The 13,253-nt window shown below is 56.9% G+C and carries 13 protein-coding genes and 5 pseudogenes; 5 read left to right on the top strand and 13 right to left on the bottom strand.

The window, feature by feature from the left end; genetic code table 11:
• Nucleotides 1-25: 25 nt before the first annotated feature.
• Together FBZ99_RS22860 and FBZ99_RS22855 are read left to right on the top strand one after the other, a co-directional pair.
• Entirely contained in the window at nt 26-1,135 is a 1,110-nt protein-coding gene (locus tag FBZ99_RS22860) for a PAS domain-containing protein (protein WP_371865535.1), read from the top strand.
• Nucleotides 1,136-1,149: 14 nt separating this feature from the next.
• Nucleotides 1,150-1,590: a response regulator gene (locus FBZ99_RS22855; RefSeq protein ID WP_145634962.1), complete on the top strand. Its 441-nt coding sequence runs from the start codon at nt 1,150-1,152 to the stop codon at nt 1,588-1,590.
• Nucleotides 1,591-1,950: 360 nt separating this feature from the next.
• On the opposite strand, the gene FBZ99_RS33590 is transcribed toward FBZ99_RS22855, so the two are convergent.
• The 7 genes from FBZ99_RS33590 to FBZ99_RS22830 all read right to left on the bottom strand — a co-directional run bounded on the left by FBZ99_RS33590 (nt 1,951) and on the right by FBZ99_RS22830 (nt 5,635).
• Nucleotides 1,951-2,166, bottom strand: a complete 216-nt coding sequence (locus FBZ99_RS33590) for a transposase (protein ID WP_246661177.1) — start codon at nt 2,164-2,166, stop codon at nt 1,951-1,953.
• 145 nt (nt 2,167-2,311) lie between these two features.
• On the bottom strand, nt 2,312-2,494 hold the full coding sequence (locus FBZ99_RS33585) for a hypothetical protein (protein WP_210386789.1): 183 nt from the start codon (nt 2,492-2,494) through the stop codon (nt 2,312-2,314).
• Complete coding sequence (locus tag FBZ99_RS33580) at nt 2,446-2,664, bottom strand: transposase (RefSeq protein ID WP_233788756.1); 219 nt, start codon at nt 2,662-2,664, stop codon at nt 2,446-2,448. Before FBZ99_RS33580 ends, FBZ99_RS33585 begins: the two co-directional genes overlap by 49 nt.
• 372 nt (nt 2,665-3,036) lie before the next feature.
• Nucleotides 3,037-3,495: a MarR family winged helix-turn-helix transcriptional regulator gene (locus FBZ99_RS22845; RefSeq protein WP_145634959.1), complete on the bottom strand. Its 459-nt coding sequence runs from the start codon at nt 3,493-3,495 to the stop codon at nt 3,037-3,039.
• Between the two features lie 79 nt (nt 3,496-3,574).
• Nucleotides 3,575-4,291, bottom strand: a complete 717-nt coding sequence (locus FBZ99_RS22840) for an SDR family oxidoreductase (RefSeq protein WP_145323509.1) — start codon at nt 4,289-4,291, stop codon at nt 3,575-3,577.
• A 63-nt stretch (nt 4,292-4,354) separates the two neighbouring features.
• Nucleotides 4,355-4,729 (bottom strand): hypothetical protein, encoded by a 375-nt coding sequence (locus FBZ99_RS22835; protein WP_113396208.1) that lies wholly within the window; start codon nt 4,727-4,729, stop codon nt 4,355-4,357.
• A 21-nt stretch (nt 4,730-4,750) separates the two neighbouring features.
• Nucleotides 4,751-5,635: an NmrA family NAD(P)-binding protein gene (locus FBZ99_RS22830; RefSeq protein WP_145634956.1), complete on the bottom strand. Its 885-nt coding sequence runs from the start codon at nt 5,633-5,635 to the stop codon at nt 4,751-4,753.
• 110 nt (nt 5,636-5,745) lie between these two features.
• Between FBZ99_RS22830 and FBZ99_RS33575 the strand changes: the two are divergent.
• A pseudogene (locus FBZ99_RS33575) lies at nt 5,746-6,271 on the top strand (hypothetical protein); the annotation flags it as partial.
• On the opposite strand, the pseudogene FBZ99_RS22820 reads toward FBZ99_RS33575, so the two are convergent.
• Nucleotides 6,255-6,428 (bottom strand): annotated as a pseudogene (locus FBZ99_RS22820) (ABC transporter substrate-binding protein); the annotation flags it as partial. The pseudogenes FBZ99_RS33575 and FBZ99_RS22820 sit on opposite strands and share 17 nt — an antisense overlap.
• A 247-nt stretch (nt 6,429-6,675) precedes the next feature.
• A pseudogene (locus FBZ99_RS22815) lies at nt 6,676-7,390 on the bottom strand (methyl-accepting chemotaxis protein); the annotation flags it as partial.
• A gap of 90 nt (nt 7,391-7,480) precedes the next feature.
• Between FBZ99_RS22815 and dnaE2 the strand changes: the two are divergent.
• Both dnaE2 and FBZ99_RS22805 read left to right on the top strand, forming a co-directional pair.
• Nucleotides 7,481-7,815, top strand: a pseudogene (gene dnaE2 / locus FBZ99_RS22810) (error-prone DNA polymerase); the annotation flags it as partial.
• Between the two features lie 177 nt (nt 7,816-7,992).
• Nucleotides 7,993-8,256: a hypothetical protein gene (locus tag FBZ99_RS22805; RefSeq protein ID WP_145634953.1), complete on the top strand. Its 264-nt coding sequence runs from the start codon at nt 7,993-7,995 to the stop codon at nt 8,254-8,256.
• Nucleotides 8,257-8,554: 298 nt separating this feature from the next.
• Here the strand turns inward: FBZ99_RS22805 and FBZ99_RS22800 are convergent, their stop codons facing one another.
• From FBZ99_RS22800 to FBZ99_RS22785, 4 genes and pseudogenes are all read right to left on the bottom strand, one after another.
• Nucleotides 8,555-10,549 (bottom strand): glycosyltransferase, encoded by a 1,995-nt coding sequence (locus FBZ99_RS22800; RefSeq protein ID WP_145635262.1) that lies wholly within the window; start codon nt 10,547-10,549, stop codon nt 8,555-8,557.
• Nucleotides 10,531-11,763 (bottom strand): annotated as a pseudogene (locus tag FBZ99_RS22795) (HlyD family secretion protein). Before FBZ99_RS22795 ends, FBZ99_RS22800 begins: the two are co-directional and overlap by 19 nt.
• Nucleotides 11,764-12,305: 542 nt before the next feature.
• Nucleotides 12,306-12,719, bottom strand: coding sequence for a type II toxin-antitoxin system VapC family toxin (locus FBZ99_RS22790; protein WP_173002614.1), 414 nt, complete (start codon nt 12,717-12,719; stop codon nt 12,306-12,308).
• Nucleotides 12,719-12,961, bottom strand: a complete 243-nt coding sequence (locus FBZ99_RS22785) for a type II toxin-antitoxin system VapB family antitoxin (protein ID WP_145634950.1) — start codon at nt 12,959-12,961, stop codon at nt 12,719-12,721. The genes FBZ99_RS22790 and FBZ99_RS22785 overlap by 1 nt, the downstream gene beginning before the upstream one ends.
• Nucleotides 12,962-13,253 lie beyond the last annotated feature (292 nt).

The following is a 13,253-nucleotide window of genomic DNA, read 5'->3' as shown; positions in this document are numbered from 1 at the left end:
CGCTCCTCTAGACAAGGGATCGAGTATTATGGACCGAGATCAGGATCAGCAAGAGGCAAGGCAAGCTGGTGAACGGCTTGTAGCGGCTCATTCGAGCGAAGACCCTTTCGCCGCGGCATTCAAGGCAACGCGTATGCCGATGATTATTACTGACCCCAATCAACCTGACAATCCGATCATCTTTTGCAACGGAGCCTTCGAACGGTTAACGGGATATTCGAACGACGAGTTGATCGGGCGCAATTGTCGAATTTTGCAAGGTCCAGGGACGAGTCGGGAGACTGTCGCTGCCGTCCGCGATGCACTTGCCGGCGGGCGCGGTGTCTCCGTCGACATTTTGAACTATAAGAAGGATGGCAGCGCGTTCTGGAATGCATTGTTCATCAGCCCCGTTTGGGACCGCCAAGGTCGGATTATTTATTTCTTCGCTTCGCAACTCGACTTCACGAACATCAAAAGCAGGGAAGCGGATCTGGCATCAGCCCGTCATCAAGCCGAAGAAGAGGTCAGAGATCGCACCAACGATTTGCGCGCCGCACTTGCGGCAAAGACCGTGTTGATTCACGAAGTCGATCACCGTGTCAGAAACAATCTTCTGACCATGGCTTCGATCGTCAAGATGCAATTGAGGTTGACGGGGGACCATGGCCAGCAAAATGCCCTGATGTCCGTGCTCAACCGAATCGAAGCAATAAGCATTGTCCAGCGTAAGCTTTTTACAACCAACGACGTCACTCGCTTTGATTTGGGTGATTTCGTGTATGAGCTCGTTTTGGACCTGCTCGGAGCTATCAAGCGTGATGATATACGACTGACACTCGATATTTCGACGGCTTATGTTCCGGCGGCAAAGGCGTCGCCGCTTGCACTTATCGTGAACGAGCTGGTCGGCGACGCCCTCCGCCGTGGGATCAGGGACAGCGGAGGCGACATTCATGTTGTCGTCAAGCGCTTCAACGACCGCCTCCTTATCAGGGTGGAGGACATATCAGAACCCGTGTCTCCCGATGAGGTGAGCTCAGAATTGGGCCGGCTGATTCTTGACAGATCGGCGCTGCAAGTTGGTGCCATGATAGATCGAAAGCGCGAGGGGCGGCACACAACCGTGGACCTCACTTTACGGGTTGAAAGCTAGAAGGAAATACTGCTTTGAAAGTCATGATCGTTGAAGACGAAATGTTGCTTGCGATGGAGCTCCAATGGGAGATCGAGGCTGCCGGTCATACGGTTGTCGGACAGGCGGCAAGTGGCGCTCAAGCACTGGAACTTTTGGAAACGTCTCCACCGGAATTTGCATTTGTGGACATCCAGTTGCAGGACGGTCCGAGGGGAATCGATTTTGGGCGAGCGCTGGCTGAAAGGAGTATCCCGTACGTCTTCGTCAGCGGCAATATCAAGAAGCTGCCGCCGGACTTCGCGGGCGCGATTGGCGCTATCGAGAAGCCTTACACGATGAACGGAATTTCGAACGCTCTCGAATATCTGTCCGCCGTCATTACTGGTGATGAGGACAGATCGCCGCCAGCAAGCCTTGTGCTTGCTCAAGACACTCTCCAGACCAATCCCAGCAAGAGTGTGCAGCGAATTTAAGTCCTGGATTCTCAAATGGCGGTAGAGAGTCCGCAAACGGTTCGGCTGCCCGTCCTTGACCGGTAGTCAGGCTGGATTCTTTCGACAACTGGCTCTGATTATGAAATCGGCCCGAACCGATAGCTCCGAGAAATTTGCTTGAGAGACCTGTGCGCGGGTATGCTTTCCAGTTGAATTTGCTGCATTGTCTTGGAATAGAAAGCCTGCCAGGCGCATCGGCACGCCCGACTTGGACCGGCGACCGTTGGCAGGGCGTGACGTTTGTCACCTACCCAACTGCTGCAACGATCTTCAAACTGCGTTTCATATGTAGGCGATGGCGGTCAGGCGGATTTGAACACCTGCCTTCGCCAGGCCTCGCTAGCGCATTCGGCGCAGACCATAGCTTCGCTTCCAGGTGCCGAAGATCTTCTCTATGCGGCCACGAATGCGGTGGATCGGTTGGTTCCAGGCCTCAAGGCGTGACCGTATTTCGGCTTCGTCGCGCCCCCACATACCGGTGGCGACAACGCGCGGGATACTGCCTTTGGCGATGACCGCTTTGCCGAAATGGTTACCGCGATGCGCTATCGGCATAAACGTCGCCGGGGTTCTCCGGCAGCGCATCAGGACCAGCCTTACCGTCGTTGATGTCAGCGCAAATGCAAGGCAATTGTCGTGTGGCTGGCGTGACGGCGATCTCCTCGACAAGAGCCATATCGGCGTCGGCACCGACGAGGGCCTAGAAGCCATGAACTGCTCGGCGACCCTTATGCTTGACCCAGTGGCCCTCGTCATCAAAGCGCAAATGTAGGGCATTTGTCGCGGCCTCGCTGATAGACGCGATGATCGTCGCATCGACAAGTGTACCGGTTTTCACCTCGATCGCCTTGGCCTTGAGCTGGCGCGTGACCTCATCGAACAAGGTCTTGTCCAGGCATAGGCGATAAGGGCCTTTCGAAACCGGACGAACGCTGTCCGCTCCGGCGTCGGCTCGGATCGGGAAAAACCGCAGAACCGTCGGAAAGAGGCTCGATCATCCAGTGCCTCGGCAAGCTTCACGTCCGAACGATCATACCAGATCGACAAAAGCATCGCCTTGAACAGAGCCGATGGCTGGCAGGCGGGCTCTCCCTTGCCGGCGCACGAGACAACGCTGAGCGCTTCATCGACCGGGTCCCAATCGATCAGCCGGACGAGATCGTGGAGGGAAGATATTGCACATCGATCAACGGCAAATCCGAATGCTTCCTGTCCTATTCGGCGACGACTCATTACCAAATCTCTATCTCTCGACAGAGGCATTGAATCATCAGCAATCACAGACGTCTACAAATACCCATGCACAGGTCTCTTAGAAACAAATAATCAACGTTTCGACGGGTGCGATTCTCATCAAGAGCAAACGAAATTCATCCCGCTGGGCATGGTAGGCGCGGCTACAATAGCACCGCGCAGCCTGAGTCATCAAAGATCCGGATGCTCTAATCCGTCTTCCACGGCGAGGGCATCGAGTTCCTTCCTGAGTGTGGCGACGCGGGTCGTGCCGTTGAGCTTCGCGAACTCTTGCTGTGCTGCCTTCCAAAGAGGCGATGCCTTGTGGTGCAAAGCATGACCTTCACGCGTTAACTCAATAACCCGATAGCGGCCGTCGGTGGGCGATGGATTCATTGTCACGAAGCCGTCCCTCTCCAGCGTTCCGACCATCTTGCCCATCGCCGTGCGTTCGACGTCGAGCCGCTCGGCCAGCATGTTGACCGTCGCGCTCTCTGCCTCTGCGAGCGCGGCGAGGATGAGAAACTGCGTAATACGCAGGCCGGCCGGCTCCAGGTGAGCGTCGTACAGTCGTGTGATCTGTCGGCTCGCTCTCCGCATGGCATTGCAGTTGCACTGGTCTATTCCCAAAGGTTGGTTTGTCGACAACATTGTCTTTCCTTTCAACTCCACTAGAGCGGCGTCTTCAGCAAGTTGCCGAAGACGCCAAGCATTCGCCAAGCTTGGTGGCTTAGAATAATCCGGCCGGGGGCGTGATGTAGCCGGGCACATCGTCTGCAAGCGTGCTCTTTAGCAGAATCGTGCCCTCGTCCGCCATGATCTCGCTTTTGCCTTTAGCAAGCGCGTCGTAGGTCTGGATCGCGACATCGGCGGGACTGGTCTTCGGCACGTCGATGCCGTTCGTCAGATCGGTATCGAGGAAACCGACATGGAGTCCAAGTACCTGGATGCCGCGATCAGCGAGGTGGAACCGCACCTGGTTGGTATAGCTCCAGGCCGCCGCCTTGGACGCGGCATACGGCGTCAGGTAGGGTCGCGGCAGCCAGACGATGTCCGAAAGGACGTTGATGATCGCCGCTTTTGGCTGCTTTGACAGAACGGGTTCGAACGCCTGCGTGACCCGCGCCAGACCGTAGTAGTTGGTGTCGAATAGGGACTTCGACTGCGTCTCGAAGTCCATAGCGAGGGGATTATCGATCAGGGCCGCAATACCCGCGTTGTTGATCAGTATCGTCGTGTCCGCGGCCGTTTCGGCCGCGGCGGCGATCGTCACGGGATCGGTGACGTCGATGCGGATTGGTTCAACGCCTGGTTCGTCGAAGCCGCCGGTATTGCGCATGCCGGCGTATACCTTCTTCGCTCCGCGGCGGACCGCCTCGCGGGCGAAGGCGAGGCCCAGGCCACGATTGGCACCAGTGATGAAGATCGTTGAGTTTCTGATTTCCATGACACTTCTCCTTGATTTGCAGATCTAAGGCTCGCCTCCAGCACGTAGATCGAGGGTTACGGTTTAAAGAAAAAGTTCATCCGGCAACTGCCCGGACAGCGCCGTACGAAGGTGGTTGGCGAGCGCCACGACGGCATCGACGGGACCCATTCGGACGCTGACGCGCGAGACGGTCCCGTCAGGATTGCGATCGACGACGGCGACCGCATTGAGACCTTCACCGCTCGCCAACTTCGCTTCGTATTCGAGAAGCGTCCGCGAGCCGACGGCGCCGAGAAAGGTCGGCTTCTGCTCGACATAGAACTTGCCCACGGCGTCCACGACCTCGCGGATCCTTTCACGGCCCACCACCGGACCGCGCAGGACGGAGCTGATCAGCTCCGCGTCCTCGGTCAGGTCGTCAAGGAAAGGATGTCGTACTTCATGTGTATTCGACATTGTCGTTCTCCCTCGTTCACCTCAATGGAAGGCGCCGCGATATTTGGCGATGAATTCCGGAACCGATAGCGCAGGTGTTCCGGTTACGCGCTCGACGACGTCGTTGGTGCCGGCGAATATGCCTTCGCGGTAGTTTTGCGCGACTTCGACGAGGTGCTGGATCAGGAAGGGCGGAAACTTGTACAGGTTCTGCATCTTATCTTTGAAAGCCTCGATCGAGGTCGGCGCGTATTCAATCTTCGTGCCGAGGACATCGCTCATCGCGGCGGCGATCTCGGCGTGGTTCATCTCCACCGGTCCGTGAAGCGTGTAGGTCTTGCCGTCGTGACCTTCGGGGTTTGCCAGAAGATGAGCGATCACGCGGCCCTGGTCGTCGGAGCTGATCGGCGCGTGGCGGCCGTTCTCGAACGGGAACTCGATCTTCTTCGAGGCCCAGATCTCCTTGGCGAAGTGCGGATAGACGAGCCAGTCGGCGAAGAACGTCGGCCTCAGATGGGTCGTCGCTACCCCCGACCAGTCGAATACGCGCTCCGAGACCCAGTGATCCTGCGCGGCATGGCTAGTCGACTCTCGGCGGGCCGAAATCTGCGACATATTGACGATCGCGGTGACGCCCGCTTCCTTGGCCGCCTGCGCGAAGTATGCGGCGGCGCTCAGGATTCCCGGTGCGATGGGATGCAGGAAGTAGGCCGAATTTACGCCTTCCATCGCCGAACGAATGTGGTCGATGTCCGTGAAGTCGCCAACGGCGATTTCGACGCCTCGGCCGCGCAGAGCTTCCGCGCGTTCGTCATCCGAGCGGACGTAGGCGCGAACCTTTCTCCCCATCTTCAGTAACTCGTCGACCGCCGCGCCGCCTGTGCGTCCGGTTGCGCCACTGACTAGAATGTTTGCTGCTTCGCTCATCATCATCTCTCCAAATAATAAGAGCATATGCTCTCGATGCAGGACGAAATAAGAGCATATACTCCTATTGTCAAGCTTTCTTTTGAACGACTAGGAGTGGGTTCGGCGCGTACAGTCATGCCGCGCCGACGCTGCGGCAGCATCCGGTCGCCTTCCTTCGCAAGGACCTCTCGGAGCTCAACATCATCCCTGTGCCGACGCGATGACTGCACGGGACGACCGTTGGGTTCAAACGGCGGGCCTGGTGCTTGTGCGGCAAAGGCAGGGTCGGCCAAGGGCGTCTTGCCCATTACCATCGAGTACGAGATAGGCTCGACCAATGTCGTGGTATGGCTGACTCTGTTTGAGAAGAGCCGGCGTGTCGTGCTGGGGTCTTCGATAAGGGAGATCAACGGCCGTATTCAGCGGGAAGGGGAAGTCGTGCATCTCGTCGCCCAGCAGCTCCTCGAGCTGACAGGCGATCTGTACGGCCTTACTGATCGTGACGAGACCTTCAGGCTGCCGAATGGTCGTGGCGACCAGTCAGTGGGGGAAGCTGCGCCGCATTGTGCATGGCCAGATCGGTCAAAAAAGGTCCGAATCAACTTCCAAATGCGGCGGTGGCTTCAATGCAGACTTATCACAGGGACGCCTTAACCTTTTCCGCCACGTCAGGCGAAACCCATTTCATCCAGAGGTCCGGATGGGTCTGGAGGAAGTACTTGGCGCCCTCCTCGTTGGTGCCCTGGTTTGCGTCCATCCAGGCAAGGATCTTGCCGACAGTCTTGTTGTCCCACTTGCGGGTTTTCAGATAACCGCCGCATCATAGCCAGAGATCGCGGACATGATGGACGGTGCCATTCCATATTCGTCTTGCCAAGCAAGCGCGATGCGAACGAGCTCATCTCGAAATGTCATGCCTGACGCCTCACATTCGCCTGCCGCGGTAAGCCTCACCTGATAATCTGCTGTCTCGCCGCAGTCGATGATCGCCCCCGATCCTGCTTCGAATGATCAGCAAATCGTCGCTACGAGTCCAAAAACTGACGTCAGTCCCAGAATTAGAACTCTTCCCAGGAGGGTCGCTGCCGCTGCCGCTGTAGCGGGACGTCCGAATGCGCCGGCGATCTTGGAGCGCAGCGCCCGCGCAGGCGAGGCGGTGGGGTTGGAACGTTCGGTGGCTGCGACCGGTCTTGCAGGCGAGCGCCCTTTCTGCAGATTGAACTGTCCGAGCAGCTCGTTCAGCGCCGTCACCTCCTTGGCAAGGCTGTAGCTTGCCGCGGTGGACTCCTCGACCATGGCGGCGTTTTGCTGCGTTCCCTGGTCGATGCTGTTGACGGCCGTATTGATCTCCTGCAAGCCGGTCGCCTGCTCGCGGGCAGCCTCGACGATCGCCCGTACATTGCGCTCGATTTCCTCGACTTCCTTGACGATCTGCTGCAGCGATTGCCCCGTTCTGGTGACGAGATCGACGCCGCTGCCGACCTGCTGGCCGGATGTGGAAATGAGCGCCTTGATCTCCTTTGCCGCCGTGGCGGAGCGCTGGGCGAGTTCGCGGACTTCCTGCGCGACGACGGCAAAGCCCTTGCCGGCGTCACCCGCCCGCGCCGCCTCGACGCCGGCATTGAGCGCCAGCAGGTTCGTCTGGAACGCTATATCATCAATGACGCCGATGATGTTGGAAATCTCGCCCGAGGATTTCGAGATGGCCTCCATTGCTGAAATCGCGTCCTGCATGACTTCGCCGGATTTTTCGGCGCCGATGCGCGCGCGTGCTGCGGTGCGGATTTTCAACGCCTGTGCTTGTTCACGGCCGCTGCGCTGATGACGGAGGAGCGCAACGACGTTGAACATTGGCGATAGGACGGACCCGCCAATGTCGTCGTCTGGCCAAACCTCTTCGAGCGACGCCGTCGTATCGTGCTCGGATCCTCGATGATGGCGATTAACGGACGCATCCAACGGGAAGGGGAGGTGGTGCATCTGGTGGCCCAGCAGCTGTTCGATCTGACATCCGATCTCTCTGGCCTTGCCGATCGCGATGAGGCCTTCAGGCTGCCGACTGGTCGCGTCGACGAGTTCGCGCATGGACGCCTGGCAGCCCGGATTCGCGGGAGAGGGCTGTCATGAAGGTGCGGGAGATTTATGAGCCGGATCGGCTTATTGATACGTTGAAGATGAGGGCACGGAATTTTCAGTAGATGCGAACACAGTCGATCTGCACTGGACAACTAACGAGCCCGTAAACCCATCAGGCAAGCGGCACATACAGGGAAAGCGTTCAGGCTTAAATTCGTAGGCTGACGCAAGGTTCCGCGTGATGGAACCTCTTTGCCGACCATGTGGTTTGGTGTGCCCAAACAAAATTGGAGGATGCGATGAAAAGAATGGTCGTCGTTGGGTTTTTGGCGGGCATACTTGCGGCCTGTCAAGCCAGCCAGGAGGGACTGAAGCCTATTCCCGGAAGTATCACCTATGGCGGGCAGCCGAGCCAACGGTTACAAAAGTCACCGGTCGGCAGCATCGTCCCCCACATATTCACGGATCAGTGGGGCGAACGGGTACGCGAGACCTACATCTTGCAGCCTGATCGCAGCCTGAAGCTCGTGGATCGGGTATATCTCGACAGTCCTTTCGATTGAAACGGTCACCAGGAGATGAAGGGATGCTGCCCAAGGCGAGCGCCTGCCTTAGCGAACAGACGGAATGGATCGATGGTTCGACTCCTCTCAAGCACTGATAGCATGTGGGAAACTTACTCCTCGCATGCTGATTCACCATTTTGCAGACGGCAGGGTCTCAATTCTCGAAGCGGCCGTCACGCGCGTCCCGAAGATCATCATTGTCGAGAATGCAGAGTGCGAGATCATCCCCACTAAATTGCGAAATCGCTGAGAACACGCAGGTGGCTTCCGTGACGGCAACTCGCGCAGGAGCTCCCTAGTATGTGCGCGTCCGGCCGAAGGAGCGCAGAAGGAGATTGACTGATACCGCGACCTTGTCGATGTCGCGAATATCCTGCGAATAGTCTCCCGTATAGAGCTTCACGATCATCTGGTCTCGGATGGGGCCTTCGAGGTCGAAATGGAGGTGGAGATAATAAGCCTGCGGATCGCCTCGCCGATTGACGCTCCTGCCTCGTTGGGTAACCTGCTTCAGTTCGGCTTCAAAGGGTGCAAAACCCTGCAGGTGCAGCGATACAAGTTTTGATCCGAAGCGCGAATCGACCGGCACGGCGACAACGGCCTTATCAAGCGCCAAACTGACCAGTCGGCCGGGGATATGATCCACTGATGCCGGCTCATCCAATTTGAACGCATGAAACAATCGCTGTGGCTTCTCAAAGCAAATGAGGGATGCGATGACTAAAACGACAATATTGATGCCTGCCCAGAAAGCGGCGATCGGCGAAAACTGCGCCTCGATCTGTGTAGTCTCGGGAACAATATCGATGAGCAATCCAAGGCCTGTGATCGTTATCAAAGCCGCGATCCAGGCAAAGGTATATTTGTCGAATTGATTTGCCTGGTTGCCGCTGCCTTTTGGTGTCACCCTGAACTGTTTGCCGAACGGCCTTATTAGGCTCGACACGACGGTTGGTAGCATTCGAAAGGTCGCGAATGTCCCAACAGCACTTGAGATGACGGGCAAATAGCGCGTCGGCGTTATCCAGAGCATCAGAAGGAAATAGGATGCAAGCAGCGGGACCTGATAGGAGACGTAGTCGGCGATATCGGTGAAATAAAGTGGCAGGAGCCCGAACCAGAGATAGACGATCGGGATGATCAAGATCATCAGCCGCACCAGATACTGGACTATCCATGAAGCGGGCAGAAACATGATCCGCTGGAAGAGGGTCAAGCCCGGACCGCGCAACGGGCCATTATGCAAATAAAGCGTCTGAATGCCGCCCTGGCACCAGCGTTCGCGCTGAACGAAATAGCCGGTCAGATTTTCCGCGGCGAGCCCCATCGACAGCCGCTCGTTCAGGTAGCGCGTCTTGTAGCCTTTGTTGAGCATCGAGAGTGTGGTCAGCAAATCCTCTGTGATGGATTCCGTCGGGAAGCCACCAATCTCCTCGATCGCCTTGCGCCGAGCGATCGAACACGAGCCACAGCAGAAGCTGACATCCCATCCGTCGCGGCTGGGCGCGATCTCGTCAAAAAACAGCCGCTGCTCGTCCGGCCATATGTTCTCAAGCCCCAGATTCGTCTGGACGGGATCGGCATTGAAGAAGTGCTGCGGCGTCTGGACGATACCGATGCTTTCGTCGGAAAAGAAGGGCAGTGTGCGGCGAAGAAAGTTCCTATAGGGCACGAAGTCGGCATCGAAGACGGCAACGAATTCGCCCGAGCTGACTTGCAGACCATTATTCATATTGCCCGCTTTGGCGTGAGAATTGTCGCGGCGGGTGACATGAACAGCGTTTTTCTGTTCGCAAAAAGTCTTGAGCCAGTCGCGGCGCTGGTCGTCGAGGACATAAACCTTGAGCTTTTCTGCAGGGTAATCGAGTGAGAGTGCGCCGACAATTGTTCGCTCCAGGACGTCGAGCGGCTCATTGTAGGTGGGTATGAAGACATCCACCGTCGGCAGTTCGCGTTGGTCACGCGAAAAAAAGATCTTACCAAGCTTGTCTGCCTCGCGGCTCCGGTCGACGTAGCGGCTCATCAGGATGAGGAACAGCACAACGTCGGTAAATGCCAGGAGTTCGATGATAAAGACGAGCCAGACCCAATAGAAATTCGCCCCATCATAGGGGTATGGAAGGACGGTCTGCGTGAACCGCCAAATCATGTAGCGTAGTGCGACGGCGGCGACGAACCCGCAGGTGGCTGTCCTCGTCCAGCTATGATGACGCGACCAATTGAATGGGCCCAGCAGAAAGAAGGCTGTTACGAAAAAGGTTGGGGCGAGGGCTAGAAGATACTGAACCACAAGTTCTTGACCCATTTCAAAACGCCAAATCCGTGCCTTGGAAAGCGGACTTGGACCGAACGTCCCACTTGGCAGAAATTTTCGAAGTCACCATTCATTAAGGAGGGTTCGAGACGAACCCTGATGCGGGCATTGCGCTGTGATGTAAGGGGCAGACTAGCCGCAAATGAATCGGTTTCCGTGGCCGCCGAGCTGCCCTTTACAGAAACGACCGAACCTTTGAAAACATCGCTGCGCCCGAGCAGCCGAACCTGCGCGCCGAGCCCAGGATAGATCTCGTCATAGTCAACTTCGGGGACGAGGATGTCGACGAACAGCTCCCGACAATCGAGAAGTCGCATCAGTTCATTGTTGAGCACGACGTTGGAACCACTGACGATGCTTCTGCTCCAAACAACTCCATCGAATGGCGCGGTCACGGTTGCCGATTCGAGGCTGCTGACGCGAATGCCTTCTTCCGTCAGTTGCTTTTCGACTTCGGCGGCGCGAGTTTCATTCTCCGCGATCCGCGAATTCAGGTCGCTGATGTGGACGATCACCTAATCCTGGCGCTGGCGGGAATATGGCACGTCATTCTGTCCATCTCCGAATACGAAAATACCCTGTCGAACGGCGTTCAATCGCTGTTGCAATTGATCGACAGTCAGGTTGCTCACTTCGACCTCGCCTCCGGTCGCCGCGCCGGCAGCGCGTGCTGCGTCCACCATCCGCTGGGTGAGTATGCCCTTGGATTCCAATTCCTTCCGGCGATCGAGGTCGACCTGCGCGGCGAGATCCTGTGCCTGCGAAACCTCGACCCTCTTACGCAGGATCTCAACTTCGCGTTCAAGATTGGAAATCGTTGCCTGCTTGAAGATTTCGAGCCGATTTCCCCGCTGATCGCGAAGTTGCGTGAGATCGTCGCGTTCTTTTTTCAAAGCTGCCACGCGATCGAGAGCGGTGTTTCGCTCGGCCTCAAGCGAAGCCAGAACGGCACGGTTCACGCGCGGATTGCTGATTTCCACGAGAGTTTCGCCGGCTTTCACTGGAATGCCAACCTTTGCCGGCTCGCCCGAAATCACACCATCAATGGGCGCGTTGAGGAAAGCCAGGCGGGCATTTACGGTGCCATCTCGGCTTGTATAACCCGTGATTGCGGGTAAGGAGACGACGATAGCAAGCGCCAGCAGCAGAACGCCGACGGTGACGCGGGTAATGCGATGATTCCAAATCATGTCAGCTTGTCGGACCAGCGGGGTTAGCGGTGATCGATCCGCCGACCTTGGCCGACAGAAATGCAACTAAATCTTGTGTAATTTAGCCTGACGGAATTTAATGGGCAAGTGGTCGCGATTTGCTTGTGTTAATGAATCAGAACATATTGTCCCATTAGCGGTCGGCTCAGGTTCAAGCCTCGCCCCGCACCTGCCGGCGAATATCGTTGGCGAGTGGGTGCAGGTCCACGCCTAGAAGCTGCCAGCCGCCTTCGCCTTGATCGGTCATTCCACCAAAGCCAATGTCCGGTATTGAGGAATTTCAAACAGTTGGCTTTTGCAACGACAGGGTCGGCGGTTCGCTTTCTACTTCAAGAGCAAGTATGTGTTTTCCTTTGGCTGGTTCAATACTCCATAGAGGCGGCTCGACATGAGGGATCCCCAGGCTCTTACCCGCTTGCTGTGAACGGACGAATTAGATAGCTCTGTGGCTCCCGGACGCTTCCGCTGGGCATTGATCGACCCGTCGCTGACTTGTCGAACTGGTGATCGATTGAACGCGCTCAGCTTGCTCCGAAAAGTGCGCTCTTGAGATTCGTCTCCATGAAATCGCGTCCTTTGAACAGGATCGGCATGTTGTGGGTGTCCGCACAAGCGTAAGATAGGCAGTCGGCGAAATTGAGTTGGGCGGGATGGCCTTTACCCTTGCCGTAGGCGGCGAAAGCTTCGACAGCGCGCCGCGCGATCGTATCGGTGATTGGGATCACGGTGATTTTGGCTGCGTGAAGAAAAGCGTCGAACATCTCCTGGGCATCCAGGACCTCCAGGCCAAGAATACGCGCCAGGTTGATGGTCGCTTCAAGCCGGACGTGCGCGCCGGTTTGCCGATCCGTGGCGCTGTCGATCGCGGCCAGATAGGTATCGGCATCCGCCTCTCCGGCAAGGATGGCGACGATTGCTGAGGTCTCTATGAACATTATTGAGCCCAGAGCGCGTCGCGTTCCTCTCTGGTCAAGGGCGCGGCGGGCGGAAACTTTGCCTTGGCAAGTCCGCGTGCGCGGATTTCCGCGACGTGCTGCTTTAGGGGAACAGCTTCATCGGCCCGCTCAATCTCGTGCTGTAAGGCAAGCTTGATAGCGGCGGTCAGGTTTGAGGCGCCGCGTTTGCGCATAACAGCTTCCGCCAAGGTGCGAACTTCCCGATCACGGATGCTGAGCATATGGCGTCCCTTTATGTCATGACAACGATTGTATATACGTATGGACGAAATTTGTCCATACAAGAGTGAGTCCCACCATTTGACTCTCGTCTATATGTGTTTAACCCAGTAACAACCAAGGAGACCCGGTCGACAGCTCAGCTGTGCGCGACAGGTGGCGACGCGTACTGGATTGCGGGGCTGTCAAATTTGCAACACTTGCTGGGACCTTTAGTTTTCGGGTTTCTAATGGATGGACAGCCACCAAATTGATGATGTTGTGGGCTCGTAAGCTCCGTTTTGGTGGTAGGTG

The sequence above is a fragment of the Rhizobium sp. ERR 1071 genome (genome assembly GCF_007828675.1).
Taxonomy (GTDB): Bacteria; Pseudomonadota; Alphaproteobacteria; order Rhizobiales; family Rhizobiaceae; genus Rhizobium; species Rhizobium dioscoreae.
The sequence above is the reverse complement of the archived record's forward strand: the minus strand, read 5'-3'. Positions and strand labels throughout refer to the sequence as shown.

Excerpts from the sequence above, each read along its gene's own strand:
- FBZ99_RS22785 (WP_145634950.1), bottom strand. The coding sequence starts at position 12,961 with ATGCTCAGCATCCGTGATCGGGAAGTTCGCACCTTGGCGGAAGCTGTT.
- FBZ99_RS22790 (WP_173002614.1), bottom strand. The coding sequence starts at position 12,719 with ATGTTCATAGAGACCTCAGCAATCGTCGCCATCCTTGCCGGAGAGGCG.
- FBZ99_RS22840 (WP_145323509.1), bottom strand. The coding sequence starts at position 4,291 with ATGGAAATCAGAAACTCAACGATCTTCATCACTGGTGCCAATCGTGGC.
- FBZ99_RS22805 (WP_145634953.1), top strand. The coding sequence starts at position 7,993 with ATGAAAAGAATGGTCGTCGTTGGGTTTTTGGCGGGCATACTTGCGGCC.
- FBZ99_RS22835 (WP_113396208.1), bottom strand. The coding sequence starts at position 4,729 with ATGTCGAATACACATGAAGTACGACATCCTTTCCTTGACGACCTGACC.
- FBZ99_RS22845 (WP_145634959.1), bottom strand. The coding sequence starts at position 3,495 with ATGTTGTCGACAAACCAACCTTTGGGAATAGACCAGTGCAACTGCAAT.
- FBZ99_RS33580 (WP_233788756.1), bottom strand. The coding sequence starts at position 2,664 with ATGCTTTTGTCGATCTGGTATGATCGTTCGGACGTGAAGCTTGCCGAG.
- FBZ99_RS22830 (WP_145634956.1), bottom strand. The coding sequence starts at position 5,635 with ATGAGCGAAGCAGCAAACATTCTAGTCAGTGGCGCAACCGGACGCACA.
- FBZ99_RS33590 (WP_246661177.1), bottom strand. The coding sequence starts at position 2,166 with ATGCCGATAGCGCATCGCGGTAACCATTTCGGCAAAGCGGTCATCGCC.